Below are 22,207 nucleotides of genomic sequence, written 5' to 3' on the forward strand. Positions count from 1 at the left end.
GTTTCAGAACCGTCCGATTTATTAAGGAATTACTCATCTGGATATTAAACGCGACAAAGATATCGGCATAAGGATCAATTATTATCTCAATGCGGGAATCGATTGGATCCGACAACAGCGAGTCAATGTCCCCGTCCGACATGGGGAATGTCCTTCTCACCTGCCTTGAGTCCGCGAGGGATCTCCTCGCCCGCCGGCTTGTCCAGGAACATCACACGGTTACCGATCCGGACCTGAATTACACCGCCGTCTCATCGATCCTCCAGATCCTTTTTCTCAAAACCGGCCAGGAATACGGATTTGTTGAACCCGGCACGCTCACTGCCCTTGCGGGATGTGACAGGATTGCACAACGTATGGTGCGGGCATGCTCGGATGCCGGGTTCAGCCCGGAACAATTCTTTGAAAAAGGGCCGGAAGGTACCCGTACTTTTCCCGGGCTTCCCGATGATCCCCTTCGCGAGATCATCCAGAAGCTGGTCCAGCCGGACGTTCCTGTGCCCTCCTCCAGTCTCCCTCTGGAAGAACTTGTTGCCGTTCTTGAACAGTTCCTTGGGACAAGAATGCAGGCAGCGGAAGGCTGTCGCGTGAACCGTGTCGGCAAATCCGCACTGCTCTACACCGGGGCTGTGGATGTCCCTCCGCAGATCGTCGTTGAGAAGCTGGTGAGTGAAGCAATTGGCGGAATAACCGACAGGTCCGCAATGAGTGGAAAGACGGTACACCGGATCCTCGACCCGGCATGCGGCTCCGGGCTCTTCCTGCTTGCGGCATACCGGTTCCTTGTCCGCAAAAAAACCCGGCCCCTCGATCATTCGGAAGAAATACAGACGGTTCTGCAGGATCTGGCAGGCACATCGGTTTTTGGCACAGACATCGATCCGGAATCCGTAAGTGCAGCACGGACAGTCCTGTTGTTTGCGTTCATTGAAGAGAGCAGGCGTTCAGGTGCCGGGGTTGTATCGCCCGGTCAGATACGCAATGTCTGTTCGTGCCTGATAAAGACCATCAGGTGCGGCAACGCGCTGATCGCGCCGGATTATTTCTCCGGAAAACCGGAGTACCCGTTCAATGCGGAAGAACGCCGGAAGGTAAACCCGTTCAACTGGCAGGAAACATTTCAAAAAATTGTTGCGGAGGGCGGGTTTGATGCCGTGATCGGTGCACCCCCGCCATACCGGCCGTTTGTCATTCAGGCCCGGGAGGAGTACTTCCAGACACACTATGATGTCTATGCACCATCGGCCGGCCTGTATGGGTACTTCATCGAGAGGGGGCTTTCGCTTCTGAAGCCAGGCGGGATAATCACGGTTCTTGTTCCCGGCACGTTCCTGCGATCCCAGCACACCCGGCCGCTCCGGCGCCTCATCCTCTCCCGCCAAATCGTTGCGATAACCACTACCGGCCGGACCCGTCTTTTACCGGAAGGCGATGCGCTGATGTATGCCCTCACTCTCCAAAACCAGCCTCCCGACCGGCCGTTTATTGTCTCACCGGATGGGAATAGTGCCAGATCCCGGCAGGGTATCTTTTCCGGTGCACATGATTTCACGCTCGACCAGCGCTCGTTTGATGATGGGGGATGGAAACTGGATGACACCCGTACGGCAGATATTCTTGAAAAAATACAGATGGCCGGGACCCCGCTTGAACAGTATGTTATGGGAGAGATCGGTGCGGGAATGTGCCGGACGAGGAATAATCCGCTGGTTGTGGACCAGGCAACGAAAAACCGGTTGACGAAGAAAGTGTGGTGGTGCCGGCACTTTTTTGTCCCGTTGCTGCGCCCGGTTGATATCCGGCGATACGTGCCGGAGCATCCGGAACGGTTTGTGCTTTCGATAAAAGGCAGCCGGAATTTCCGGAAGTGCCGGGCATTAGTCACGTACTTTGAAAAAGCTATCAGAGAACACGACAAGGAACCCGGATTTATTGAGAGTAATAAGAATCCGGATCCAGCCTTGAGCGTTTTCGCGATCAATTCAAGATCAGAAGAGGGCATTCCAAAAATTATCTTCTCGCTCTATCAGCACAGCCCGGCATTCTGCTTTGATCCGATGGGAACCTATGCGATCGCGAATACACTCCTTGCGATTCCCCGAAATGATCCGTTCCTTGCAGGGATTCTGAACTCTTCGCTTGGCAGGTTCGTTATCACCCGCACGTGTTCGCTTACTGACCGCGGGTATCATATCAGCCCGGCAGCTGTCGGCAAGATCCCCATCTACGTCCCCGACTTCGATAAGCTCGCGGATAAGACCCGGCACGACAGGATAGTCTCGCTCGTCTCGAACATTTTAGAATTGAACCGCTACCTCCCGCAGGCGAAGACCGATCAGGAGCGCCGGCTCGTGCAGCAGGATATCGATGCAACGGACGTCCAGATCGATGCGCTGGTGTACGAGCTCTACGGGCTGACACCGGAGGAAATTGAGGTAGTAGAATCATCCACGACGAAGAAACTTCAGTCCTGACCCCCTCCAAAACGGTCATATTGCCCTCCGGACAGCCTCTTTTTTCAGACCTCCTGAACTATGTCCGAAAAAAGGGGGTGCGGCAGCCCCGCTATTTTGCAGGTTCAAAAAGACCACTTCACCGTTGTTTTTAGTAAAATCGTCCGATACGCAGGATTTTCTACGGGCGTTGACATAACTTCCACTCCAGCCGGAAACGGCCTTCGTCCTTTTGGTAAAAAGAGCGTTTTTCAGGCTTATTTGACTTCATCCCTCTTCTCCCCATCCTTATGGAGGGGTATGTCGATACTGTATGGTGCCTTCTTCCAGTACGCTTCCCGGTAGTGGGAGTTCCGGTAGTTTTCTGCCGTGTTCTCCTCGATCTCCGCGGTGGTGTGGGGCAGGATATAGAACCGCCGGTACGCCCGTTCGTTCTGCGTCCGTACCCAGAACTCGCGGATGACCCAGGGCGGGAGGGGAAGCGTACGGATCTCCGCGATGTCGTCCGGGAACTTCTTCTCAATAATACAGTCCTCACCCGGACTGTACCGAATTTTTATTGCCTTCACCGCGATCATGACAGGTACGCGGTACATGAACCCGTTGAACGGTACGGATGGATCGGAATTCTCCGCCCAGTAGTACCCCATACGATGTGCCAGTTTCTGTATCTCATCCTTCAGGTTTGGTGCAGGTTTCCCCCGCATCTCCGTTCACTCCGTTCAGCCGCGGAAAAAATTCGTGCGATTATATTTCTCTAAAAGAATGAATGAAAAGCTCATATGCTTTCTCGTTGTGAAGGTTCCGCATACAGAACCGTGATGGCCGTACTGTCGTCATGAAAAACTAGAGCTCCGGCTCGCCCCGGCACAACGGCTTAGCCAGATGCCGTCTCGCGGTCGGCGGTACTTCGTACCATCCCGTCTCCAGCGTGCGGGAACTCTCCTGCACGTCCGGTGCATCCGCCCGGGCCCCGCACTTTTTGCACTTCCATCCCTTGCCCTTCCCGTCGCTTGTCATCCGCTTGCTGCAAGATATGCAGAGCGGCGGGCGGACCGTTTCTGCCTTTCCAAGCGAGACAATCTTCATCTTCTCTAAGTTAATGCTCCCTTTCTTGTAGCTCCCGCATACGATCACCGCATCGCCCGGCACGAGCTGGCGGACAATCTCCCGGAAATTTTTCGTGGGCTCGTAAGCCATGCACCGGACGGCAGGATCGCCATCGCGGATCATGAACGAGATGTGACCACCCGTGCCGGTCTTCGGCACTTCCGCAACGGTCCCGCGGACCCGGTACGAGAGCCCCTCGCGCAATGCCCCGATCTTCCCGTCAACCAGGTGGGCATCCGTTCCCTGGTTGGTGACCCAGATCTGTTCGAGCGCCGGTGGTTCGGACCGGATCATCCTGCGGGCCGTCATTACCCAGTGCGGGCTCTCGCCCCTGATACCGAAGAGCACCGGGTCGGGCGTGTGCGGGACGCAGACTACGACATCGTTTGTGATATCTACCGTGTCCCACGTGTGCGGGAAGGTTGCAGCCTCAGCGGCAAACAGGCTCGCCCGGTCCACCGAGCGGGGCGTTCCGAACCGTTGAGGTTCACGGTACACGAGGATCTCGGAGGTCCGGTCCGCGAGGACGCTTGCCACCGCAGCTGTTGCCCCGATCAGCCCGCGCCGGTTCTTCCAGCCCTTGTACCAGGCACCGGCTCCATCGAGAATGGCGACAGCCTCATCGATCTCACAGAAGTCCTTCACCGCTTTTTCATAAAAAGCCCGATCCGGCCGCTTTTCCACAACTGCCACGCCGGGGTTCGTGTTGTCGCAGGAAAAGTCCGCACGCTCTTCCACGAGTGCACACGCGATCGCAAACGCACGGTCCGGGTCGCCCTCCGCATCGAGCATGATCGCTGCATTGCCCCGGGTCTTGAAGGTGACATTCGGGTTGAGCCGGACGAGCCGGGCCTCGCGCACCCGCATGTGCTCCCGGATCAGCCGGCGGGCGAGCACGGCCCCGAGGTAGGTTGTGCACATTCCCTGCGGCGAGTCCGTGTCATCAATGCCGATCAGCATGTCTATATTAATATATGGGAGCGCTCATCCATTTGTATCCACATGTCCCAGGACCTCCAGCTCCAGCTGGTCACCAGCGTTATGATCACGGCAGGTTTCGATGTCTCCGAGAGGTTCACCCTCCGCCCACGGAGTTTCGACCTCATTGCACGGAACGACGGGACGCTGCTCGTGATCAAGGTGGTATCCCACATCGACTCGGTGAGCGAGGAGGTGGCCTTCGACCTCGAGCTGATCTCGCGCCTGCTGGGAGGCATCCCGCTGATTGTCGGTGAGCGGGCCAGGGAGGCGGAACTGGAGCGCGGGGCGGTCTATGTCCGGTACGGCATCTACGCGGTCAGCCCTTCGACCCTTTATGACTATTTTGTCGAGAAGATCCCGCCGCTCGTGTACGCATCACCCGGCGGGCTGTACGTCAACATCAATGGCGACGCACTTAAGGATCTCCGCGAAAAGCGCAATATGTCGCTGGGGGATCTCGGGAACGTGCTCGGGGTCTCGCGGCGCACAATCAGCAAGTACGAGAGCGGTATGGGCACGACACTCGATGTCGCGATCCGGATCGAGGAGTTCTTCAATACCGGTGTGGTTGAATCCATCGACCTCATCCGGCACGAGAAGCCGAAGGCGATGGAGACCGAAGAGAAGTCCGGCTCGTACATCCAGAGCCCGATGGAGTTCCTGGAGCAGATCGGCGTCCGGCTCCACACGCTCCACGGCGCCCCGTTCCAGGCCCTCCTCACCTTTGACAGGCACACGATCCTGACGGGCTACGGCCCGGCGCAGAAAGTCGTGAAGCGGGCAGCTCTCATTGGCAATCTCTCGCAGATCGCGAAAAAGCACGCGATGTGCATCATCACCGATTCGGCAAAGGAGAAGAAGATCGGCAGGACCCTCGTGATCAGCGAGCAGCGCCTCCATAAAATCGAAGACGGTTTTGAACTGCTCGACCTGCTCGGCGAGTAGTTTTTCAAGAATGTTTATATAGAACCGCAGACCAATTTTAGTGCTAAAAGTGGTGATTTTTATGTCACAGCAACTTGGAGGACAACAGATACTTATTCTCAAAGAAGGCAGCACCCGTACCCGCGGCCGCGATGCCCAGGGTATGAACATCACCGCCGCAAAGGCAGTGGCAAGTGCAGTCAGGACCACACTCGGTCCCAAAGGCATGGACAAGATGCTCGTCGACACCATCGGCGACGTAGTGATCACAAATGATGGTGTCACGATCTTAAAGGAAATGGACATCGAGCACCCGGCCGCAAAGATGATGGTCGAGGTCGCCAAGACCCAGGATGATGAAGTCGGCGATGGGACTACCACCGCAGTCGTCATTGCCGGGGAACTTTTAAAGAAGGCAGAGGACCTTCTCGAGCAGGATGTCCACCCGACCATTATCGCAGCCGGCTATCGCCAGGCTGCCGAGAAGGCGCAGGCACTCTTGAAAGACCTCGCCTTTGATGTCAAGTCAACGGACAAGGCGCTCCTGAAGAACATTGCAGGCACTGCGATGACCGGCAAGGGTGCAGAGGCCAGCAAGGACAAGCTCTGTGATCTCGTTGTCCGTGCCGTTATGATGGTTACTGATGACGACGGAAAAGTCGACATCGAGAACATCAAGGTTGAGAAGAAGACCGGCGGCTCGATCGAGGACTCCGAGATCGTTGAGGGCGTACTCATCGACAAGGAACGGGTCCACCCCTCGATGCCCAAGAAGGTTGTCAATGCAAAGATCCTGCTCCTGAACGCAGCGGTCGAGTTCAAGAAGACCGAAGTCGACGCCGAGATCAACATCACCTCTCCCGACCAGCTCCAGGCATTCCTCGATGAGGAAGAGCGCATGGTCAAGGGCATCGTTGACAAGATCGTCAAGAGCGGTGCAAACGTCCTCTTCTGCCAGAAGGGTATTGACGATATCGCACAGCACTACCTGGCGAAGGCAGGAATCTTTGCAACCCGCCGTGTCAAGAAGAGCGATATGGAGAAACTCGCCCGGGCAACCGGTGCAAGCCTCGTCTCCTCGATCGACGCGATCGGCAAGGAAGAGCTCGGAAAGGCCGGGCTCGTCGAGGAACGCAAGGTCAGCGGCGAAGAGATGACCTTTGTCGAGCAGTGCAAGAACCCGAAAGCAGTCTCAATCATTATCAAGGGCGGCACTGAGCACGTAGTTGACGAACTTGAGCGTGCCATCCACGACGCACTCCGTGTCGTCGGTGTCGTTGTCGAGGACAAGAAGGTAGTCGCCGGCGGCGGTGCAATCGAGACCGAGCTCTCGCTCCGTCTCCGCGAATATGCAGCAACCGTTGGTGGCCGGGCACAGCTCGCCATCAATGCATTTGCAGACGCACTCGAGGTCATCCCCCGTACTCTTGCAGAGAATGCAGGTCTTGACCCCATCGACATGCTTGTCGAGATCCGTGCAGCCCACGAGAAGGGAAAGAAGACCTATGGCCTCAACGTGTTCGAAGGCAAGGCAGTCGACATGAAGGCAGCAGGTGTCGTTGAGCCCCTCCGCGTCAAGACCCAGGCAATCTCCTCTGCCGCAGAAGCAGCCGTCATGATCCTGCGCATTGACGATGTCATCGCCTCCTCCAAGAGCCCGTCACCAGAAGGCGGCATGCCTCCCGGAGGCATGGGTGGCATGGGCGGTATGCCCCCCGGCATGGGCGGCGACTTCTAACCTCAATTTTTCTCTCTAAAATTTTTTCTGGTTTTTTCAAATTTCTATTTATATACAATTTACACACGATTTAGCCATCGGTACGTCTCTCGTTACAATTAAAAAGTCATCGCTCGGACCGGGGTATCCGGATACCTGGCCTCGCAATAGTTCCGGTCCCGGTGGTGGATTCGTGTGGATAAAGGGCAGGATAAAAAAATGGGTTACATTACCATGTTGCATTACTCGTCATATACGTTGCAACTGGTATCTGACCATACAACGTCACACCCTTTTTGATAATTATCGCACCAGTAACGTTCGGGTTGTACCCATCCGCATATTGGAATGTCCCCTCGGCATCACCAAAATCATACCCCCATTGGCCACCGGATGCGATGTCGCCGGAATTGAACTTGCCCGCGTAATCTCCGATCGTCTTGACGGAGTGGACGGTTGTGTCATCATTGATCCAGGTAATCCTGGTTCCCGGGAGGACCTGGATGGTCGCAGGGCTGAACGTGTTGTTCGCGATATGGACGGCAGTAACCGTGGAAAAGGTCAAAGTCGGGACAACGGTCTGGGTTGTCGCAGGTACCGTGACATTTTCTTCAGGGGCAGTTACATTTGCGACAACACCCGTTTCGGCTGGTGTGATCTCTGCAGTGGCCTCGGTTGTCGGGGCAGCGTTTGTCTCAACCGGTGTGGCAACGACGGTTTCAAGTGCCGTAGGCAGGGCAGTAGTCGCCGGGGTGGTCTTTGCCTGCTGGGTACATCCACTGACCGCAACAAGGACAATGATCAAAATAAGAAGTCCAATAAATTTCTTCATGTTCAGTAAATTGATTTCATCTGATAATTAAATTTACTCCCCATTTCGCATTTCTTTTTCTGCAAAAGCCCCGAATTTTCTTTTAGCAGGAAAAATCTCCTCCTATGTACGCACACACCATGAGGATTTTTCAGGAAAACAAGCGACAGTGGGACCGGCTCCGGACAAGGGGAAATTATGGGTAACCGGCAAAAGCGGCAGATCTGCAGGCCGGAATCACCGGCATAGGGTCTCATGCTGGCAACAGGTTAATGAATCCGAACACCTCCAGTATCTCCCATGAGCGACCGGTTCATCTTCACAAAATACCGCACGGACTGCTACCATTGTAAAAAAACCGCAGACCAGATTATAAAGGCAGTCCCCTACCAGGCCCAGGTGGCCTGCGACAACTGCGGGGCGACCCGGGTCTTCATCCCCCGCATTGAGGACGTAGATGCGACAGGTACCTTGACAAAAATCGGGAAGTACCCGGTCTGGGAACTGGCGCAGGACACCACATGCCGGAACTGCCATATCACCGGCCCGCATGACATCATCGTCAGCTCCCGGCATCTCACGGTCCGGTGCCGGAACTGTCATTTTACGCACTTCTACAAATTCGATCTCGAGTATATGGCAAAGGACGAGCTCAGGCTCGGGTGACCGCGGCACTCAAAAAAAGGGTTATTTTATTCAGTCACACCCGCATGAGCGGAGGACCGGGTACGTGTTGGCATATGTTGCCACATTGTCTGAGAGTTTTTCCCGGAGTGCCGGGCTTTTTGCAAGAAGGAAAAAGACAATTTCATTATCGGTGATTGATACAGGTTTTATACCGGTGACCTCCGCAATCTGCGAACAGCGGTGACTGACGTATCCCTCGTGTGTCTCCCGGGGGAAATGCTGGTATACCATCAGGATTGAGCGGGTATCCATGGTGTCCACGATCTTTTTGAGTTCGTCAAAGAGCAGGTGCCGCTGCGTAGGATTTTTTACTTCAAGCCCGGTGTCGGGTTCGAGGAAAATAAGCGATTGTTGTGGGAATTTTTCAAACAGTTTCTTAAAATAATTCACCCGGTGCTCATGGGAGAACCGGTCCTTCTGGAGGATATCGACAAGAATGTTCTCTTTCTTAAAATAGGACTGGATGCCTGAGAAATAGTCCATGTCGTCTTCTATCTCCTGCAGTTTCCCCAGGTGCACCATCAGGTCCCTGTTCTGGGAACCCGCTTTCCCCGCTTTTACTGCCTTCCCGAGAGCTGTTTTCCCCCTCTTCTTCCGGGTCGTCGGCTCTTCCCGGTCTGTCAGCATCGGGATCAAGGTGAAGCTGCTGAGATCGGGAAAACTTTTCATGATGTGGCGGACGAGATCGAACTTGAAGAGGTCCCGCGTATCACCGGAAAATGAAATGTTCATGTGATCATCCCTATGTGGTGATATTTTTAACACAGGATGAAAAAGGTTGTGAAATTATATTTCCTGTTGTAAAAAAATAAATGCAACTGAATATTACGTCTTATTTCTCTTCCCGGACCATGGCAATCGCTTTCTTGGGGCACTCGTTGGCACAGATGCCGCAGCCCTTGCAGAAACCGAGGTCGACGTTGAGATCCTCATCGATTGCCGCGTCCGGGCAGTACGTCAGGCACAGCCCGCACTCGTTGCATTTCTCCCGGTCCACAACAGGGCGGAACACCCGCCATGTACCGGTTTTACCGGCAGCACCCACCATCGGTCTGCTTATGGCAAGGCGCTCACGTTTCGTCATGCGCTCATCTCCCGGAAGGCTTCTTCGGCGGCCTTGACATTGCGGTCATCGGTAAACATCTCGCGTATCGCTTTCTTCGCTGAATCGACCGATACGATCCCGATCTTTGCGAGGGCACCAATGACCGGCGTGTTCAGGATCGGGCTCCCCGCAACGACAAGGTTCTCCTTCAGTGCGATCCCGGTGAGGTCGACATGGCCTGAAGTGAAGCCTTTGAACTCCCGGGCGTGGGCGCTGTTGACCAGCACCCTCCCGCCCGTTTTGAGCCCCTGCAGGACATCGACCACGTCCATGACACTTGCGTCCATGACGATGACCATGTCGGGCTTCCTGATCTGGCTGTAGATCCGGATCGGCTTGTTATCGATCCGGACGAACGAGACGATCGGTGCACCCCGGCGCTCTGCACCATAGAACGGTGCCGCGGTGGCGTACTTGCCGTCATGGATGGCAGCAAGGGCGAGGAGCCGGGCTGCAGTGACGCCGCCCTGTCCGCCCCGGGAATGGATCCGGATCTCAAACATTGTTGTTCACCCCGAACCAGAACTCCGTTCCCATGCGACGTTTCCGCACAAAGTCCGCTACATCCTCATAGGTGACTTCCTGTCCCCCAATACCGGCGATGACACTGAAGACGTCTTCCTTTGTCTGCGCCATGATCTCCATTGCGAGGATCCCCCCGCGGCCAAAGGAATAGTCGCGGTCGATGACGACGACCTGTTTTCCTTTCAGATTGAGTTTCGGGAACGGGCGCAGCCAGCGCAGGCGCATCGAGCCTGCCTTTATCCCCTCCTTCCGGAGGAGATCGACCGCGACCTCTGCCTCCTTCCCGAGAGTGCCCATCGCAACGATGATGACGTCGGCATCTGTGCACAGGTAATCATCGGTAAACCCGTACTTCCGGCCAAAGCGGTTCGCAAACTCATCCTGAGTCTCTTCGATCACCTTGACCGAGTCCCGCATCGAGCGCTCGATGTCCCAGCGGAATTTGAAATGTTGTTCAGGGCCGGTAAGACCTCCGTATCCCGCAGGGTTTTTCACGTCGATCGCATGTGGAAGGAGGATGGGTGGGACAAAGTCCCCGACGTCCACAGTGTCGAGCGGCTGCATGATGTGGGAGAGCAGGAACCCGTCAAGATTCACCATCACCGGCAGGAGGACATCGTTGTGCTCCGCGATCCGGAAGGCCATCAGGATCGTATCGTATGCTTCCTGCACGGTGCTGACATAGACCTGCAGCCAGCCGGTGTCCCGCTCCTGCAGGGCATCGGTGTGCTCCGCCCAGATGTTCCAGCCGGGCCCGATCGATCGGTTGACGGTCGCCATGACAATGGGAAGCCGTGCCCCGGCAGCCCAGTTGGTCATCTCGTGCATGTAGAGGAGCCCGTGGGAGCTCGTTGCCGTAAAGGTGCGGACACCCGTGATACTCGCGCCGATGCAGGCCGCCATCGCGGAGTGCTCGCTCTCGACCGCGATGTACCGGCTTTTCAGTTCCCCTGCGGTGACAAATTCTGCGATCTGCTCCACGATCTCGGTCTGCGGTGTGATCGGGTATGCAGCGACGACTGCGGGGACAACCTGTTTCACTGCTTCGGCAACGGCCTTGTTGCCGGTTGCGATCTTCTTCATGGGGTTGCCACCTCTGCCAATAGTTTTGCAAAATTTTTTGCAATGCGCTGTTTAAGGATCTCCACTGTTCTGGGATCGATCCCCTTGAACCGGCCCTGCGGGGCCAGGTAATCCTCGAGCGGGATGGGCTTTTTCAGCGCGGCTTTTGACTGTGCACCGATGGTCAGTTTCCCGTACTCGCGCTCGTACAGGACCCACATGCCGGATTTGACCGCGAGTTTGCCGATCTCGACACTCTTCTCCGTGGAGTAGCGCCAGCCGGGCGGGCAGGGAGCAAGCATGTGAATGAAACTCGGGCCGCGGAAAGTGAGGGCTTTTGCAACTTTCTTGAAAAGGTCCTGCGGGTACGCGGCACAGGCCGTCGCCATGTAAGGGGGGTCGTGGGCGGCAATGATCGCATCGATGTCCTTCTTGGCATCGGTCTTGCCGGCCGGAGTCGTGGTGGTCCTTGCCCCGAGTGGCGTGCCGCTGGAGCGCTGCATTCCGGTATTGCCGTACGCCTCGTTATCGTAACAGATGTAGAGGAAATCCGTGCCCCGCTCAAAGGCACCTGACATCGACTGGATGCCGATGTCGAGCGTCCCGCCGTCGCCGGCATACACGATCACGTTCGTTTTTTTGCCGGCTGCACGGAACGCGTTACTCATGCCCGAGGCACAGGCAGCCGCGGCGCCAAAGGCGATATTATACACGGGGACATTGAAGGCCGTGTTCGGGTAGATGCCCTGGATCACGCTCGTGCAGCAGGCCGGCACGACCAGTACGGTGTCCGGGCCCGCCGCCTTGAGCACGTAGCGCAGGGCAAGCGAGTCGCTGCACCCGGCGCAGGCGGAAGTGCATTTCAGGATATATTCTTCCTTGGGGATTTCTGGGATGGTATCCAACTCCTGCAGGTAGTTTTGTTACAGATGACGCGAGCGAGAAACGCTCGCGGTTCCAAGTCTAATCATCGCCTTCCGGCATCAAAAAATGTTCTGTTGGAGGGGATCGGGCAGGGTAAAAAGCAGGGGGTCGTCGCGTTCACTCTGCAGCGGGAGGCCAGCGCAGGGAACGGAGATTATTCATTCGGAAAAGAGGCCAATAACATTGAGGGTGAGCCGTTAGATGACGGGGATGTCCAAGTGTTTAGGAACACCGAGAAAGAGCGAGTGAAGGTTATTGGAATGCGGCAATGCGATGCGGAGAAGATGGGGATTGCGAGGGTCACGAGATGGAGGATGGAAAATAAATAAAGTAATATCCGCTAACTATGCATAAATGACCTTTATTATGAATTGGACTCCTCGTGTTAGAAAAGAAAATTTAGCGTTAAAATATATTAAAGAAAACATTTCCTTTTTTGAACCTAACTCAACCAACCTTCAAGGAGTAAACATAATCAAATTTAATCACAATTTGTATGCTTTGCAGTATCAAATACGAAAATTTCCAAAATCGTTATCAAATGTTGAACGAGAATGGGCAATCAGGGTTGCTATTTCAAAAATTCGAGAAATATCTGATTTAACCATTGGAGACTTCCAAGATGCATTAAAACAGGAGGTTAATGCAATTCTAAGTAGCCCTCATAAAAAATTTTTTCTGATTATCCCGTCAAATATCAAATCAAATAAGATTAGAATTAAGGACTTTGACGTGTTCGGTTCTAAAATTAAATTTGTTACCATTAATTATTTAAAGAAAAAATATAGTTTTGATGAGCCCCATCTTAGGCACGTTTTAATAAACTCTACTGAAAGGACGAAATTATTAAACTCGGACAAATATTTTTTTCTCATCGAACAGATCGGAAGAAATGAGGATCATGCATCTCATGAAGCATATAAAAAATTCGAATTTTTTAGATCAATTGTAAACTTTGTTGTGGACTATGGATCATATTATTTGCTTGGATTCGGAAGTCAATCAAAACCTAGGTCTTTTCTTTTTCCACCAAAAGAATCATACCTCATAAATAATGAGACAAAACAAATTTTTCAATTCATAACAGATTTACAATTTGAACCTAATGACATTAGTTCAGAATCAGATAATAAAAAATTAAAATTCTCCATTATGCGATCCAGACTAATTATTAGAAAAATTAATAAAATTAAGGACGCAGAATTAAGAGATTTATTAATTACGTCTTTTTACATTCATGGAGATGCTCTCGATTATTATAGTCAAAAGTGGATATCCTGTTTTCATTTATGGCAGATAATTGAATCGCTATCGCTCTATGATAATATTTCATATGAAGACATTCCGAAGAGAATTATCTCGTTATTAGGTGATTTTCATCCGTGGTATGATACGATTCAGTTATTTATACAAAAGAGGAATGATTTTGTTCATCGGGGCAATAAATCAGAGTTTTCAGAATTAGATATTAATGCAATTAAAGGGTTAGTTCAATTTTTAATGTTAAGAATACTAGGGAAATCACACGAATTTAAAGATTTAAATGGATTGAGGCTATTTTATGAAGGTCTCGATTATTATTATAAAGACATCGATATAGCAAGCGAAAATTATATGGAGATAATCTCTAAAAAAGGGAATATGATAAATATAATCAAAAAGATGAAAATATTCGCAGTTCCAAGGCAAGGTACGTAAATAATTGAGCGCACACTTTAGCCACGGCCGAAACTAGTTACCGAAATGTGATATCAGAAGCGATAATACGATTGGTTCCAAAAACTGAGATAATTATAACCCAAAGTAAAAGTGCGGGTATAGAGATTCGAACCTTGATCATGAGCATGATCGGTTGGCTAAGAGTTAAAGAATAAAATGTGCGATAAACGAAATTTTCTCATCTTGCGGAAATAGTGATGAACCCCGCCGCCCCCGAAGGGACGCCCCCGCGGCGGCCTCAATTACCGGTCATATCTGAAAACCGGTAATCTGCCCCGCTGCCTCGGAGAGGCCCTGAGGCGGGGAACCCTTCTTAGTATATTCATTTTCAACCGTTCTTGTAATTTCATTTTGAACAGATTCCGCTCAAATTCTGGCAAGCCCTTTTATAAAGATTTTTAAAACGTGAAAAATTTACCGACTATATTATGGAATTTTTTACCGGTATTAAAAAAATTGAACCAACAACGGGCACAACAGTTACTTCGCCAAACTTTCTAAAATTTTTTCGTTTAAAATCTTCGTAACCAACCCTTTCATTTCCTCAATACTTACCAAAAAACTATGAAGCTTTACATAATGTTCTTTGGCGCTTGGATTCTCAAAATAATCAATTAAACAAGAATTTGCGTCATTTAACAATCTCTCTGTCTTGATCAGATCATTGATTAGGTTTTCATTTTCAAACGTATAGATTTTGGAATAGAATATCTCGAAGGGGTTCTTTTTGTCTATGAATGGCGAACCGTTCGTAATTCGATAAAACGGGTTGTCTTTCAGATGAATGATCATATCGCGTTCTTTTGCGGGATCATATGGTAACGTGGGGTCCATCCGATAGCCTGCACCCGAAGCGATTGCATGTTGCGGTGTGATCAGCGTCTCTTTTGTGACAATTCTATGAAGTCCATCAATGAAACTATTGATCCTTCTCAGCTCAATCAAGAATACATTCGCAAATTTTTTTCTATCTGTTTCATCGTCTGACTCTTTCAAAAAGAGAGCTGTGGCAATTCCTGCGAAGCCTGCGAATATTGCTCCGAGCAAGATTTCAGCCAACTTTTCGAGAGCTGCTGAATATCCTGTGTAAAATGGTTGGAGTGGTGTATAATATTGGAAAACGAGCGAACCGGCGTATAAAATTCCGAGGAAAGCCAACAAAATTGCCAATGTTAATGCGTATGCTCTCTGAATGTTCGATTTGAACATACCGTTTACCTTCTGAATGCGGCTGCGACTTCTTTCAGTTTTTTCTTGTAATCGAACCACAGGAAGATCATTAATCCGATGAACATAAACGAAATCGCGGCGATTTGACCAAATTGTAAATCGATTACATCCCCCAAGAGAGACTTTCCGTAAAGTCCAATGAACACGCTCTCGACAGTGAACGCGAGACCGATCCCAGTTAAGTACAGTGTATCGACATCCAGTTCTAATTTTATCTGTTCTACACTCTTCATTTGGGTTGCTGCTTCGGATGCACGTTCCCGCGACTCCGGCACCGTTGGGGGTGGAGTTATCTGGTTTTCGTTTCCTCTCTCATCACGCCATATCAAGTACACAGCGGTTCCAATGGAAACGAGCAAAGATGCACCCAGAGAATAATAAAAAAATCCAGGGTTGCCCTCCCTCCACATTGGATAGGCGCCTTCGATCACCAACATCAACGTGAGAAACATTAGGATTGTAGTGATCCGAGTTTCAAAAGTTAAATTAAATGCCATAGAAACCGATGAGTGCGTGTAACGATAGAGTTTTCGACCATTGTCTTTACTCAAAGATGGGGGCATTTACTTCGCAAATAGTAAATAAAAGCGCAATACGGTCAGAATTTAAATTAAGGCGCGCATTTGGTCTAAAAGTTTATTACCCGGACACGCGTTGAATGATCTATGTTCAGCGCGATGGCTCGACCAATGAGGCTTCTTTTATTGACAGGGATTGGTCTTTTGATCCTCGGTGCGATATATCTCATAATATCATTTGTGTTTTTTGGATATCGGTTGGCTGCGATAGATTTTCTTGCGATGGGGATGGGTTTCATTGGTTTCGTCATGGCATGGCCATCTTTTGAGGATGATTATAAGAGAAAACTCGGGGTGATAACGAATGAAAATGACCATCAACCCCAATCCCCCCCTCCGACTAATACCTCTCAATCTGATATTGACGAATTCTGCAAATCAGTTATCGCATGGAAGGTTTCAGCAACGAAGAAGGATGAGATCTTCGAATTATTCAGAGACAACCCGTATTACCTCATGGGATACCTCGCATACATCACGAAGAAGGATATCGAGGAAACAAAAGCCCTCCAGAAGAAGATCATCGGTTTTACGCTGGTGTCCATTATAGTCGCAGCGGGTTCGATGGCATTTGCAGGATATGCAATAAACCCGGCGTTCATTATCCCCGGTATCGGTGTCTACGCATTAGTTCTCTATGGGATATTTCGGGTATTGAACAAATCCAAGTAATATCGTTGATATAATGGGATGTAAAATGTCTTTATTTGCAGTAATTCTGGTTTGGTGGGTCTCGGGTTAACAACATTGAGTGCATGGTTTTTCGCTCGCCCCTTAATTCTGAAAGACGATGAGATAGAAAATATCTCTAAAACTCATGGAAGTCCGAACCCGTATGCATTCGGCGCTATAAACCCCCACATGAAGAGCGCATTAATTTCAGATCGCGAAATGGCACGAAAAGGTCTTATTTTTCTGACGTTCGGGTGTTTATTTCAAGCGATTTCGATCATATTTTTTTTATTTCCATAGAGTCTCCGGGCAGATCTAACGGGGATAGTGGGTATGTGAGATTGTGAGAAAATTTCAAGATGAGAAAGGTTATTTTCCACCACTCTAACTTTCAAAGGGGAAAGTTATGGGAGTTACTGACATAATAATAGCAACCGCTGCATTTTGGGGTGCGATCCTTTCCACCATTGTGTTTGTTTCACAAATACTTGAACATCGTACGAAAATTAGAGTTGAATATCAGAACTATTTGGACGAGGATGAAACCGGATTTGTTAGAGAATTTTACCTTATTCGTGCAATCAATGAGAGGAATAAACCTGTAACGATGTCGCATGCTTATATTGAACAATATCCCCCGATAAAAGTCGGAATTCTACCCACTGTAGCGAGAACAACATGGGACACGTCAATCGATGGAAAACAAATATTCAAGGAGCAACGTGTTCAAGCTGAGTTCGAATATCCAAAAGACTTCAAATTAATTATTCCTCCAGAAAATCGTGGGGAAAAAAAACAAGTTATCGGTGTTTTTGTTGATCAAGCCGGGAACATTTACAAAAGTGATAAACCATTCATGGTAGGATAATTTACGGGTGCGCACGGTTTTTAATATGCATGTGCATATTAAAACCGCAGATATCAGCGAATTTCACTTTTTAGATCGTAAAATAATCCTAACGGATGTTAGAGATTTTTACAAAAAATTCCGGATCCCGCTTGCAAAAAAAAAATCGCGATCGCTCGTGCGCCAAAAAATTTTCAATCACCCCCTCACCCCCTGCCCGGAAATTTTCAATCGACCCTTGACTGCATGTTGCGGAACCTCACGCCGGAGGACCAAAAATTTTGTAGCATGTACAAGCATTTTGTAGCATAATTATCCAATTGTAGCCTCACAAACTAACACCCTGTGATCGTGATTGAAAATTTTCCGGCAGGGTCCGGCCGAAAAAATTTTTGAAAAAAGAACATTGGGCTTGAGAAATTGTGCACCAAAAATGCACGAAAAATATGATCCCGGGTCCTGCCTCAGGAACTCTCCAGCATGCTCCTGACCAGCGAGCCGGTCGCAGGATCGGAAAAGAACCGGAAGGCAGTCTCTCCCGCTTCCGTAATCCGGTAGCTCTTCTCTTTCCGGCTCTCCGGGGAATACTGCTCTTCGATGAGCCCGGCATCGCGGAGGGTGCGGATAAACCCGGAGAAGGTGGCGTGGGACAATTCAGCGGCGGGCTTTTGGCCTTTCTTATAGTGAACAACCGGCTTTGGGGCATCACCGGGTTTTTCCCTCTTTGTCCGTGACGGGACATAGGCCGACCAGAGCTGCTTGTACAGGTACTGCCGGGGCACCCACAACTCTGGGACTGCGGGAACCGTTCCCTTTGCTGCGTCCTTTTTCATCTTATTCCGGTTGAGGAGAATCGCGAGGATCGTCTGGTGATTGGGGTTGGAAAGCAGGGAACCGATGGTACGGTCCGGCAGTGGGACCCTGCGTGTGGTCTTTTCATCAAAGGATGCATAGACCTCCCCGCCAAGCCAGGGTGCAAAGGCAAAGAGCGCCAGGCAGAGTTCTTTCGAGCCACCGGAGAGATCGAACGTGAACCGTGCATCCGGGTACTGCCGCCGTATCTTTGCAAGCGCTGACCGGACAGAAACATAGGTTGGCGGAAAGATCATCTCCCGGAAGAAGGGCATCGAAAGGGACGTGGCGATCTCCTGCACTGCCGAGACAGCATTCCGGACCGCGAGCCGGTGCTTCTCCGTCACCGGATCCGAAGAACTCTCGTGAACGGTGCTGTCGGTAAAAACCATGGTTCGGGTGATGGCCGGGAGTTCGCGGAACACTGCAGGAAAGGCGATGTGTATCTTCGCACCGGCGCTGATGATATGGACGTGCTCTGTCCGATCCATAGATCCATTCAGGCACGGCGGGTTAAATGGTTGTTTGTCGGGCGCGCTGGTGGGGAGGAAGAATCACTTTCACCCCGCCCGCTCACTGGTTTAAACGCCCCCTCTTTCAACTAGGTATGTGGGGAGGGCGATACAATCCCCTCAAGATCAAGAGTCAGGTGCCAGTTCAAGTTCGTGCATCGCTCCTCCCGACCTCTCAAACCTAACATCGAAACCCACTTTTCTTTTTTCGTGCAGCGCACAACAGCGGCGCACCCCCGCTCCCGCTCATAATTTCTTTTATGATCGTACCAACACAATCCTCTCATTCGGCAAAAGGACAATATATTTTAGGATCATTTCTCTAATGTCTGCTATGGCGCTTCGATCCCTGAATCTTCCCGGTGTAGGAACAAAATACGAATTTGAAACCGAAAAGGGCGACACTGTTGCAATTTTTTTCACCAAGACCGGTACCATCCAGATGTACACACTCCAGAAAGGGTGTCACACTCCCAGCGCTGCGGAGATGACCCCGGTCGAGGCGCGGAGGCTGGGCAACATCCTGACGGGTGCAATCATCGAGGCAGACCAGGAGAGCGTGGAGATTGCCTTCTCGGCTCTTGCCGACCTGCGGGTTACCATCCACACGTTTTACGTTCCGAAAAGCATTGCAGGGAAGACCATTGAGGACCTGCAGGTCCGTGCCAAGACCGGAGCGACCATCATCGCGATCTGCCGGCACGATAAAAATATCATCAATCCCGCCCCGTCATTCGTGTTCGAGAACGGGGATGCGGCACTGGTCATCGGGGAGAGCGACCAGATAAAAAAGTTTGAGCGCGAAATCATGGTGGAGTAATGGAAGGTTTCGTAATCGCGCTTTTTGTCTGCCTTGTGCTTGCGCTCGTCACCAAGTACCTGTCAGTGCCGACAATACCGTTCTATATACTGGCAGGTGTCATTCTCGGGAAAGCCGGGCTGGGGATTGTCCAGGCCGATGATGTGAGCCATTTCTTTTCCGAAATGGGGCTTATCTTTCTGCTGTTCTTCATGGGACTCGGCATGAAGCCTGAACGGATCGCGGCCAACCGGGCGGCGGTCCTGACCAGCGGGATCATCGATCTCAACGTGAACATGCTCATCGGGTTCTTTGCCGCATACCTGCTTGGGTTCTCGATCACGGAGTCCCTGATTGTCGCCTCAGCGTTCTACATATCCAGTACGGCGATGGCGATGACGTCGCTCATTGAGAACCGGAAACTGATGCTCCGTGAATCCGAGACGATCATCTGGCTGATGGTCTTTGAAGATCTCGTGCTGATCGTATTCCTTGCGATCATGTCCGCAGGAGACCAGAACCTGTTCTTCTTCGGCTTCAAGATCCTCTGTGTTCTCGGGATCCTGTACGCGCTGGCCCTGTACGGCAAGGAGTTCCTCATCTCCATTCTCGACCGGGACGACGAGCTGCCGATCATCTTCACGTTTGCTGCGGTCCTGACAACGGCATCCTTTGCAATCGTGCTCCAGATCCCCGAGACCATGATGGTGATCGCCCTCGGGGTGGCATTCGCCACGACCGATCCCGATGCCTTTGAGCAGCATGCCCGGCCGTTCAAGGACGTCTTCCTCGTGGTCTTCTTCGTCTTCTTCGGGGTCACCATGGATCTCTCCAGCGGTGGGGGGGTAAACCTCTTCAATATCATGGTCATCTGCGTGCTCGCTATTGTCAGCAAGCTTCTCTCCGGCCTGATTACCGGGCTCGTCATTCACGGGTCAGCGCTCTCCGGTCTCGAGATCTGGGCCAACACCATAGGGAGGGGTGAGTTCTCGATCGCGCTCGCCGCGCTGTATGGATCCCCGATTGTAGGGACGACGATTGCCGCAATGGTCATCGTGACATCGATCCTCGGTTCATTTACCGCAAAATACAGTACTAACCTGCGGCGGGGCATCGTCTCGTTCGGCCGGCGAAAAGCACCATCACACCGTGTCCACGCAGGACGCTGACCATTACTCGATCAGGACGAGACCAACCGAGTGGATGTCGGAGTGGATAACCTTGCCGTATTCGAGGTTTTTGCAGGGGATGGTGGCCAGTTCCCACCCCACGTTTTTTGCTGTTGCAAAGACGTCCATGCAGGCGGCCTCCATGGATGGGCGCACCATGTCCATGTGACGGCACTTCCTCCGGAGGCTCTCGTCCACAAGGCCTTCCTGCTCTTCTGCAATACAATGCTGGTGCTCGCACCAGATGCAGGGGTAGCCGCCGAACCCGAATGCCTTGTAGAACCCGTCGTAGAACGCGGTCTTTTCCAGGAAGTGCACGGTACCGTTCACCCAGCGGATGAGATCGCCATACCATGGGTGAAAGTCTTCGGGAATATCATCGGCCCCGAACGACCCGTGGCCGGGCACACCGTCAAACCGCAGGAGGATCCCGGCCGAGTACTCGCCCACCATGCGGAGGGTCTCTTCATACGAAGGGGCATAGGGAGGACAGCCAAAATGTTTCCCGTATCCCTTGCAACCATAACGGCACTTGAACCGCACCCATTGCGAAACGACGATCTCGTCCGGAGTGATCTCGTGTACCTTTACTCCCCGCTCCCCGGCAAGTCCGCGCAGTCTCTCAATCTCTTCCAGAAGATCCGCTGTCATATGCACCCACTATGTGCCATTGGATGCGTACGAACCAATAAAGGTTTGCCGGGGGTTACTCCGGATGGTGCTGGTCCTGGCACCGCTTGTCGATAATGCGCTTGACGACCAGCCGTGAACTGCACAGATCGCCATCGGCATACTTTCCGATACGCACGATCCGCGGGGAGAGGTTGCGGGCCAGGAGTTGTTCCTCAAGTTTTGTCTCATTGAACATCTGGTTGAATCCAATCGTGATGATCTCCGGGCGGATCTCTTCAATGGGCCGGAACATATCCGTCTTGTCCCCGAGGACTGCATGGTCGACGGGTTTTAAGGCAGCAACCATTGCGAGGCGGTGCTCTTCCGGGATAACCGGGCGGGGTTTGTGTTTCACGTTGGAGTCCCGTGCCACGATGACCCAGAGTTCGTCCCCGAGCTTCCGGGACTCCTCGAGGTAATAGAGGTGGCCGGGGTGAAGGATGTCGAATGTCCCTGTGGCGACAATGCGGCGGCCGGTCACGGGATCACCTCCAGTTCGCAGGGCTGCCCGTCCGCGGTAAAACAGTGCCAGTCGTTCTTCCGGTACGGGTACCCGATAATCAGGTGGTACCGCCCGGTCCTCGGGAAGAAACTGATGTCGGCATCCGAGGGCCTGATCACCCCGTTGGGGTGGCTGTGGGCGCTGCCGGCAAGATGGGTATCGAGGGGCATCATGTCATAGAACAGGGACGCGGAACCCTTGCGCCCGATCGTCCCGGGCAGGAGGTCCAGTTCCTCCATGATACCGTCGCGTTCGCGGATCAGACCGGCAAACTCGTTGGGATGGCTTTCACGTCCCATCTGGAGAAGAAGGGTGAGGAGGTCCTGCCGGATGCCGCGGATATTCATGCTACAATC

The 22,207-nt window shown here is 51.9% G+C and carries 24 protein-coding genes; 10 read left to right on the top strand and 14 right to left on the bottom strand.

Annotated elements, in window-relative coordinates:
* Positions 1-89 precede the first annotated feature (89 nt).
* Complete coding sequence (locus ABSG49_RS01890) at positions 90-2,474, top strand: Eco57I restriction-modification methylase domain-containing protein (protein ID WP_424024402.1); 2,385 nt, start codon at positions 90-92, stop codon at positions 2,472-2,474.
* A 236-nt stretch (positions 2,475-2,710) separates the two neighbouring features.
* On the opposite strand, the gene ABSG49_RS01895 is transcribed toward ABSG49_RS01890, so the two are convergent.
* Both ABSG49_RS01895 and ABSG49_RS01900 read right to left on the bottom strand, forming a co-directional pair.
* On the bottom strand, positions 2,711-3,160 hold the full coding sequence (locus ABSG49_RS01895) for a hypothetical protein (protein WP_424024403.1): 450 nt from the start codon (positions 3,158-3,160) through the stop codon (positions 2,711-2,713).
* A 139-nt stretch (positions 3,161-3,299) separates the two neighbouring features.
* Positions 3,300-4,523 carry a TiaS agmantine-binding domain-containing protein gene (locus tag ABSG49_RS01900; protein ID WP_424024404.1) on the bottom strand — a complete coding sequence of 408 codons (1,224 nt, stop codon included), beginning with the start codon at positions 4,521-4,523 and terminating at the stop codon, positions 3,300-3,302.
* Positions 4,524-4,565: 42 nt separating this feature from the next.
* Between ABSG49_RS01900 and ABSG49_RS01905 the strand changes: the two genes are divergently transcribed.
* Both ABSG49_RS01905 and thsA read left to right on the top strand, forming a co-directional pair.
* Positions 4,566-5,489: a transcriptional regulator gene (locus ABSG49_RS01905; RefSeq protein ID WP_424024405.1), complete on the top strand. Its 924-nt coding sequence runs from the start codon at positions 4,566-4,568 to the stop codon at positions 5,487-5,489.
* A gap of 61 nt (positions 5,490-5,550) precedes the next feature.
* A complete protein-coding gene (gene thsA / locus ABSG49_RS01910) occupies positions 5,551-7,206 on the top strand; it encodes a thermosome subunit alpha (protein WP_424024406.1) in 1,656 nt (551 codons plus the stop codon).
* Positions 7,207-7,414: 208 nt separating this feature from the next.
* Here the strand turns inward: thsA and ABSG49_RS01915 are convergent, their stop codons facing one another.
* Entirely contained in the window at positions 7,415-8,017 is a 603-nt protein-coding gene (locus ABSG49_RS01915) for a cupredoxin domain-containing protein (RefSeq protein ID WP_424024407.1), read from the bottom strand.
* A 279-nt stretch (positions 8,018-8,296) separates the two neighbouring features.
* Between ABSG49_RS01915 and ABSG49_RS01920 the strand changes: the two genes are divergently transcribed.
* Positions 8,297-8,662 (top strand): hypothetical protein, encoded by a 366-nt coding sequence (locus ABSG49_RS01920; protein WP_424024408.1) that lies wholly within the window; start codon positions 8,297-8,299, stop codon positions 8,660-8,662.
* Between the two features lie 30 nt (positions 8,663-8,692).
* Here ABSG49_RS01920 and ABSG49_RS01925 read toward each other — a convergent pair whose 3' ends face one another.
* From ABSG49_RS01925 to ABSG49_RS01945, 5 genes are all read right to left on the bottom strand, one after another.
* The gene (locus ABSG49_RS01925; RefSeq protein WP_424024409.1) at positions 8,693-9,415 is read right to left on the bottom strand and encodes a hypothetical protein; all 723 of its coding nucleotides are present in this window, start codon (positions 9,413-9,415) and stop codon (positions 8,693-8,695) included.
* 100 nt (positions 9,416-9,515) lie between these two features.
* Positions 9,516-9,767, bottom strand: a complete 252-nt coding sequence (locus ABSG49_RS01930) for a 4Fe-4S binding protein (protein ID WP_424024410.1) — start codon at positions 9,765-9,767, stop codon at positions 9,516-9,518.
* Positions 9,764-10,291 (bottom strand): 2-oxoacid:acceptor oxidoreductase family protein, encoded by a 528-nt coding sequence (locus ABSG49_RS01935; RefSeq protein WP_424024411.1) that lies wholly within the window; start codon positions 10,289-10,291, stop codon positions 9,764-9,766. The genes ABSG49_RS01930 and ABSG49_RS01935 overlap by 4 nt, the downstream gene beginning before the upstream one ends.
* Positions 10,284-11,396, bottom strand: coding sequence for a transketolase C-terminal domain-containing protein (locus tag ABSG49_RS01940; RefSeq protein ID WP_424024412.1), 1,113 nt, complete (start codon positions 11,394-11,396; stop codon positions 10,284-10,286). The genes ABSG49_RS01935 and ABSG49_RS01940 overlap by 8 nt, the downstream gene beginning before the upstream one ends.
* The gene (locus ABSG49_RS01945; RefSeq protein WP_424024608.1) at positions 11,393-12,271 is read right to left on the bottom strand and encodes a thiamine pyrophosphate-dependent enzyme; all 879 of its coding nucleotides are present in this window, start codon (positions 12,269-12,271) and stop codon (positions 11,393-11,395) included. Before ABSG49_RS01945 ends, ABSG49_RS01940 begins: the two co-directional genes overlap by 4 nt.
* A 102-nt stretch (positions 12,272-12,373) precedes the next feature.
* Between ABSG49_RS01945 and ABSG49_RS01950 the strand changes: the two genes are divergently transcribed.
* Both ABSG49_RS01950 and ABSG49_RS01955 read left to right on the top strand, forming a co-directional pair.
* Positions 12,374-12,628 (top strand): hypothetical protein, encoded by a 255-nt coding sequence (locus ABSG49_RS01950; protein ID WP_424024413.1) that lies wholly within the window; start codon positions 12,374-12,376, stop codon positions 12,626-12,628.
* Positions 12,629-12,665: 37 nt separating this feature from the next.
* Positions 12,666-13,997, top strand: coding sequence for a hypothetical protein (locus ABSG49_RS01955; RefSeq protein WP_424024414.1), 1,332 nt, complete (start codon positions 12,666-12,668; stop codon positions 13,995-13,997).
* A 501-nt stretch (positions 13,998-14,498) separates the two neighbouring features.
* Here ABSG49_RS01955 and ABSG49_RS01960 read toward each other — a convergent pair.
* Complete coding sequence (locus tag ABSG49_RS01960) at positions 14,499-15,227, bottom strand: hypothetical protein (RefSeq protein WP_424024415.1); 729 nt, start codon at positions 15,225-15,227, stop codon at positions 14,499-14,501.
* 5 nt (positions 15,228-15,232) lie between these two features.
* Positions 15,233-15,685, bottom strand: a complete 453-nt coding sequence (locus ABSG49_RS01965) for a hypothetical protein (protein WP_424024416.1) — start codon at positions 15,683-15,685, stop codon at positions 15,233-15,235.
* A gap of 228 nt (positions 15,686-15,913) precedes the next feature.
* On the opposite strand from ABSG49_RS01965, the gene ABSG49_RS01970 reads away from it, so the two are divergent.
* On the top strand, positions 15,914-16,498 hold the full coding sequence (locus ABSG49_RS01970; RefSeq protein ID WP_424024417.1) for a hypothetical protein: 585 nt from the start codon (positions 15,914-15,916) through the stop codon (positions 16,496-16,498).
* A 406-nt stretch (positions 16,499-16,904) separates the two neighbouring features.
* Positions 16,905-17,366 (top strand): hypothetical protein, encoded by a 462-nt coding sequence (locus ABSG49_RS01975; RefSeq protein WP_424024418.1) that lies wholly within the window; start codon positions 16,905-16,907, stop codon positions 17,364-17,366.
* 443 nt (positions 17,367-17,809) lie between these two features.
* On the opposite strand, the gene ABSG49_RS01980 is transcribed toward ABSG49_RS01975, so the two are convergent.
* Positions 17,810-18,688, bottom strand: a complete 879-nt coding sequence (locus tag ABSG49_RS01980) for a hypothetical protein (RefSeq protein ID WP_424024419.1) — start codon at positions 18,686-18,688, stop codon at positions 17,810-17,812.
* A gap of 355 nt (positions 18,689-19,043) precedes the next feature.
* On the opposite strand from ABSG49_RS01980, the gene ABSG49_RS01985 reads away from it, so the two are divergent.
* Positions 19,044-19,529, top strand: a complete 486-nt coding sequence (locus ABSG49_RS01985; protein ID WP_424024420.1) for a cation:proton antiporter regulatory subunit — start codon at positions 19,044-19,046, stop codon at positions 19,527-19,529.
* Positions 19,529-20,677: a cation:proton antiporter gene (locus ABSG49_RS01990; RefSeq protein ID WP_424024421.1), complete on the top strand. Its 1,149-nt coding sequence runs from the start codon at positions 19,529-19,531 to the stop codon at positions 20,675-20,677. Before ABSG49_RS01985 ends, ABSG49_RS01990 begins: the two co-directional genes overlap by 1 nt.
* 3 nt (positions 20,678-20,680) lie before the next feature.
* On the opposite strand, the gene ABSG49_RS01995 is transcribed toward ABSG49_RS01990, so the two are convergent.
* Genes ABSG49_RS01995 through ABSG49_RS02005 form a run of 3 tightly spaced genes read right to left on the bottom strand, consistent with a single transcriptional unit; the run spans position 20,681 to position 22,198 of the window.
* Entirely contained in the window at positions 20,681-21,328 is a 648-nt protein-coding gene (locus ABSG49_RS01995) for a DUF2284 domain-containing protein (RefSeq protein ID WP_424024422.1), read from the bottom strand.
* A gap of 55 nt (positions 21,329-21,383) precedes the next feature.
* Positions 21,384-21,830, bottom strand: a complete 447-nt coding sequence (locus ABSG49_RS02000; protein WP_424024423.1) for an FAD synthase family protein — start codon at positions 21,828-21,830, stop codon at positions 21,384-21,386.
* Positions 21,827-22,198, bottom strand: a complete 372-nt coding sequence (locus ABSG49_RS02005) for a Mov34/MPN/PAD-1 family protein (protein WP_424024424.1) — start codon at positions 22,196-22,198, stop codon at positions 21,827-21,829. The genes ABSG49_RS02000 and ABSG49_RS02005 overlap by 4 nt, the downstream gene beginning before the upstream one ends.
* Positions 22,199-22,207: the final 9 nt, after the last annotated feature.

The sequence above is a fragment of the Methanoregula sp. genome, assembly GCF_049510175.1.
GTDB lineage: Archaea > Halobacteriota > Methanomicrobia > Methanomicrobiales > Methanospirillaceae > Methanoregula.

What these genes read in the sequence shown, in the direction of transcription:
- ABSG49_RS01965 (WP_424024416.1), bottom strand. Translation starts at nt 15,685, where the DNA reads ATGTTGGTGATCGAAGGCGCCTATCCAATGTGGAGGGAGGGCAACCCT.
- ABSG49_RS01940 (WP_424024412.1), bottom strand. Translation starts at nt 11,396, where the DNA reads ATGAAGAAGATCGCAACCGGCAACAAGGCCGTTGCCGAAGCAGTGAAA.
- thsA (WP_424024406.1), top strand. Translation starts at nt 5,551, where the DNA reads ATGTCACAGCAACTTGGAGGACAACAGATACTTATTCTCAAAGAAGGC.
- ABSG49_RS01960 (WP_424024415.1), bottom strand. Translation starts at nt 15,227, where the DNA reads ATGTTCAAATCGAACATTCAGAGAGCATACGCATTAACATTGGCAATT.
- ABSG49_RS01895 (WP_424024403.1), bottom strand. Translation starts at nt 3,160, where the DNA reads ATGCGGGGGAAACCTGCACCAAACCTGAAGGATGAGATACAGAAACTG.
- ABSG49_RS01915 (WP_424024407.1), bottom strand. Translation starts at nt 8,017, where the DNA reads ATGAAGAAATTTATTGGACTTCTTATTTTGATCATTGTCCTTGTTGCG.
- ABSG49_RS01975 (WP_424024418.1), top strand. Translation starts at nt 16,905, where the DNA reads ATGGGAGTTACTGACATAATAATAGCAACCGCTGCATTTTGGGGTGCG.
- ABSG49_RS01990 (WP_424024421.1), top strand. Translation starts at nt 19,529, where the DNA reads ATGGAAGGTTTCGTAATCGCGCTTTTTGTCTGCCTTGTGCTTGCGCTC.
- ABSG49_RS01935 (WP_424024411.1), bottom strand. Translation starts at nt 10,291, where the DNA reads ATGTTTGAGATCCGGATCCATTCCCGGGGCGGACAGGGCGGCGTCACT.
- ABSG49_RS01890 (WP_424024402.1), top strand. Translation starts at nt 90, where the DNA reads ATGCGGGAATCGATTGGATCCGACAACAGCGAGTCAATGTCCCCGTCC.
- ABSG49_RS01925 (WP_424024409.1), bottom strand. Translation starts at nt 9,415, where the DNA reads ATGAACATTTCATTTTCCGGTGATACGCGGGACCTCTTCAAGTTCGAT.
- ABSG49_RS01955 (WP_424024414.1), top strand. Translation starts at nt 12,666, where the DNA reads ATGAATTGGACTCCTCGTGTTAGAAAAGAAAATTTAGCGTTAAAATAT.
- ABSG49_RS01970 (WP_424024417.1), top strand. Translation starts at nt 15,914, where the DNA reads ATGTTCAGCGCGATGGCTCGACCAATGAGGCTTCTTTTATTGACAGGG.
- ABSG49_RS01900 (WP_424024404.1), bottom strand. Translation starts at nt 4,523, where the DNA reads ATGCTGATCGGCATTGATGACACGGACTCGCCGCAGGGAATGTGCACA.
- ABSG49_RS01920 (WP_424024408.1), top strand. Translation starts at nt 8,297, where the DNA reads ATGAGCGACCGGTTCATCTTCACAAAATACCGCACGGACTGCTACCAT.
- ABSG49_RS01930 (WP_424024410.1), bottom strand. Translation starts at nt 9,767, where the DNA reads ATGACGAAACGTGAGCGCCTTGCCATAAGCAGACCGATGGTGGGTGCT.
- ABSG49_RS01985 (WP_424024420.1), top strand. Translation starts at nt 19,044, where the DNA reads ATGGCGCTTCGATCCCTGAATCTTCCCGGTGTAGGAACAAAATACGAA.
- ABSG49_RS02005 (WP_424024424.1), bottom strand. Translation starts at nt 22,198, where the DNA reads ATGAATATCCGCGGCATCCGGCAGGACCTCCTCACCCTTCTTCTCCAG.
- ABSG49_RS01905 (WP_424024405.1), top strand. Translation starts at nt 4,566, where the DNA reads ATGTCCCAGGACCTCCAGCTCCAGCTGGTCACCAGCGTTATGATCACG.
- ABSG49_RS01995 (WP_424024422.1), bottom strand. Translation starts at nt 21,328, where the DNA reads ATGACAGCGGATCTTCTGGAAGAGATTGAGAGACTGCGCGGACTTGCC.
- ABSG49_RS01980 (WP_424024419.1), bottom strand. Translation starts at nt 18,688, where the DNA reads ATGGATCGGACAGAGCACGTCCATATCATCAGCGCCGGTGCGAAGATA.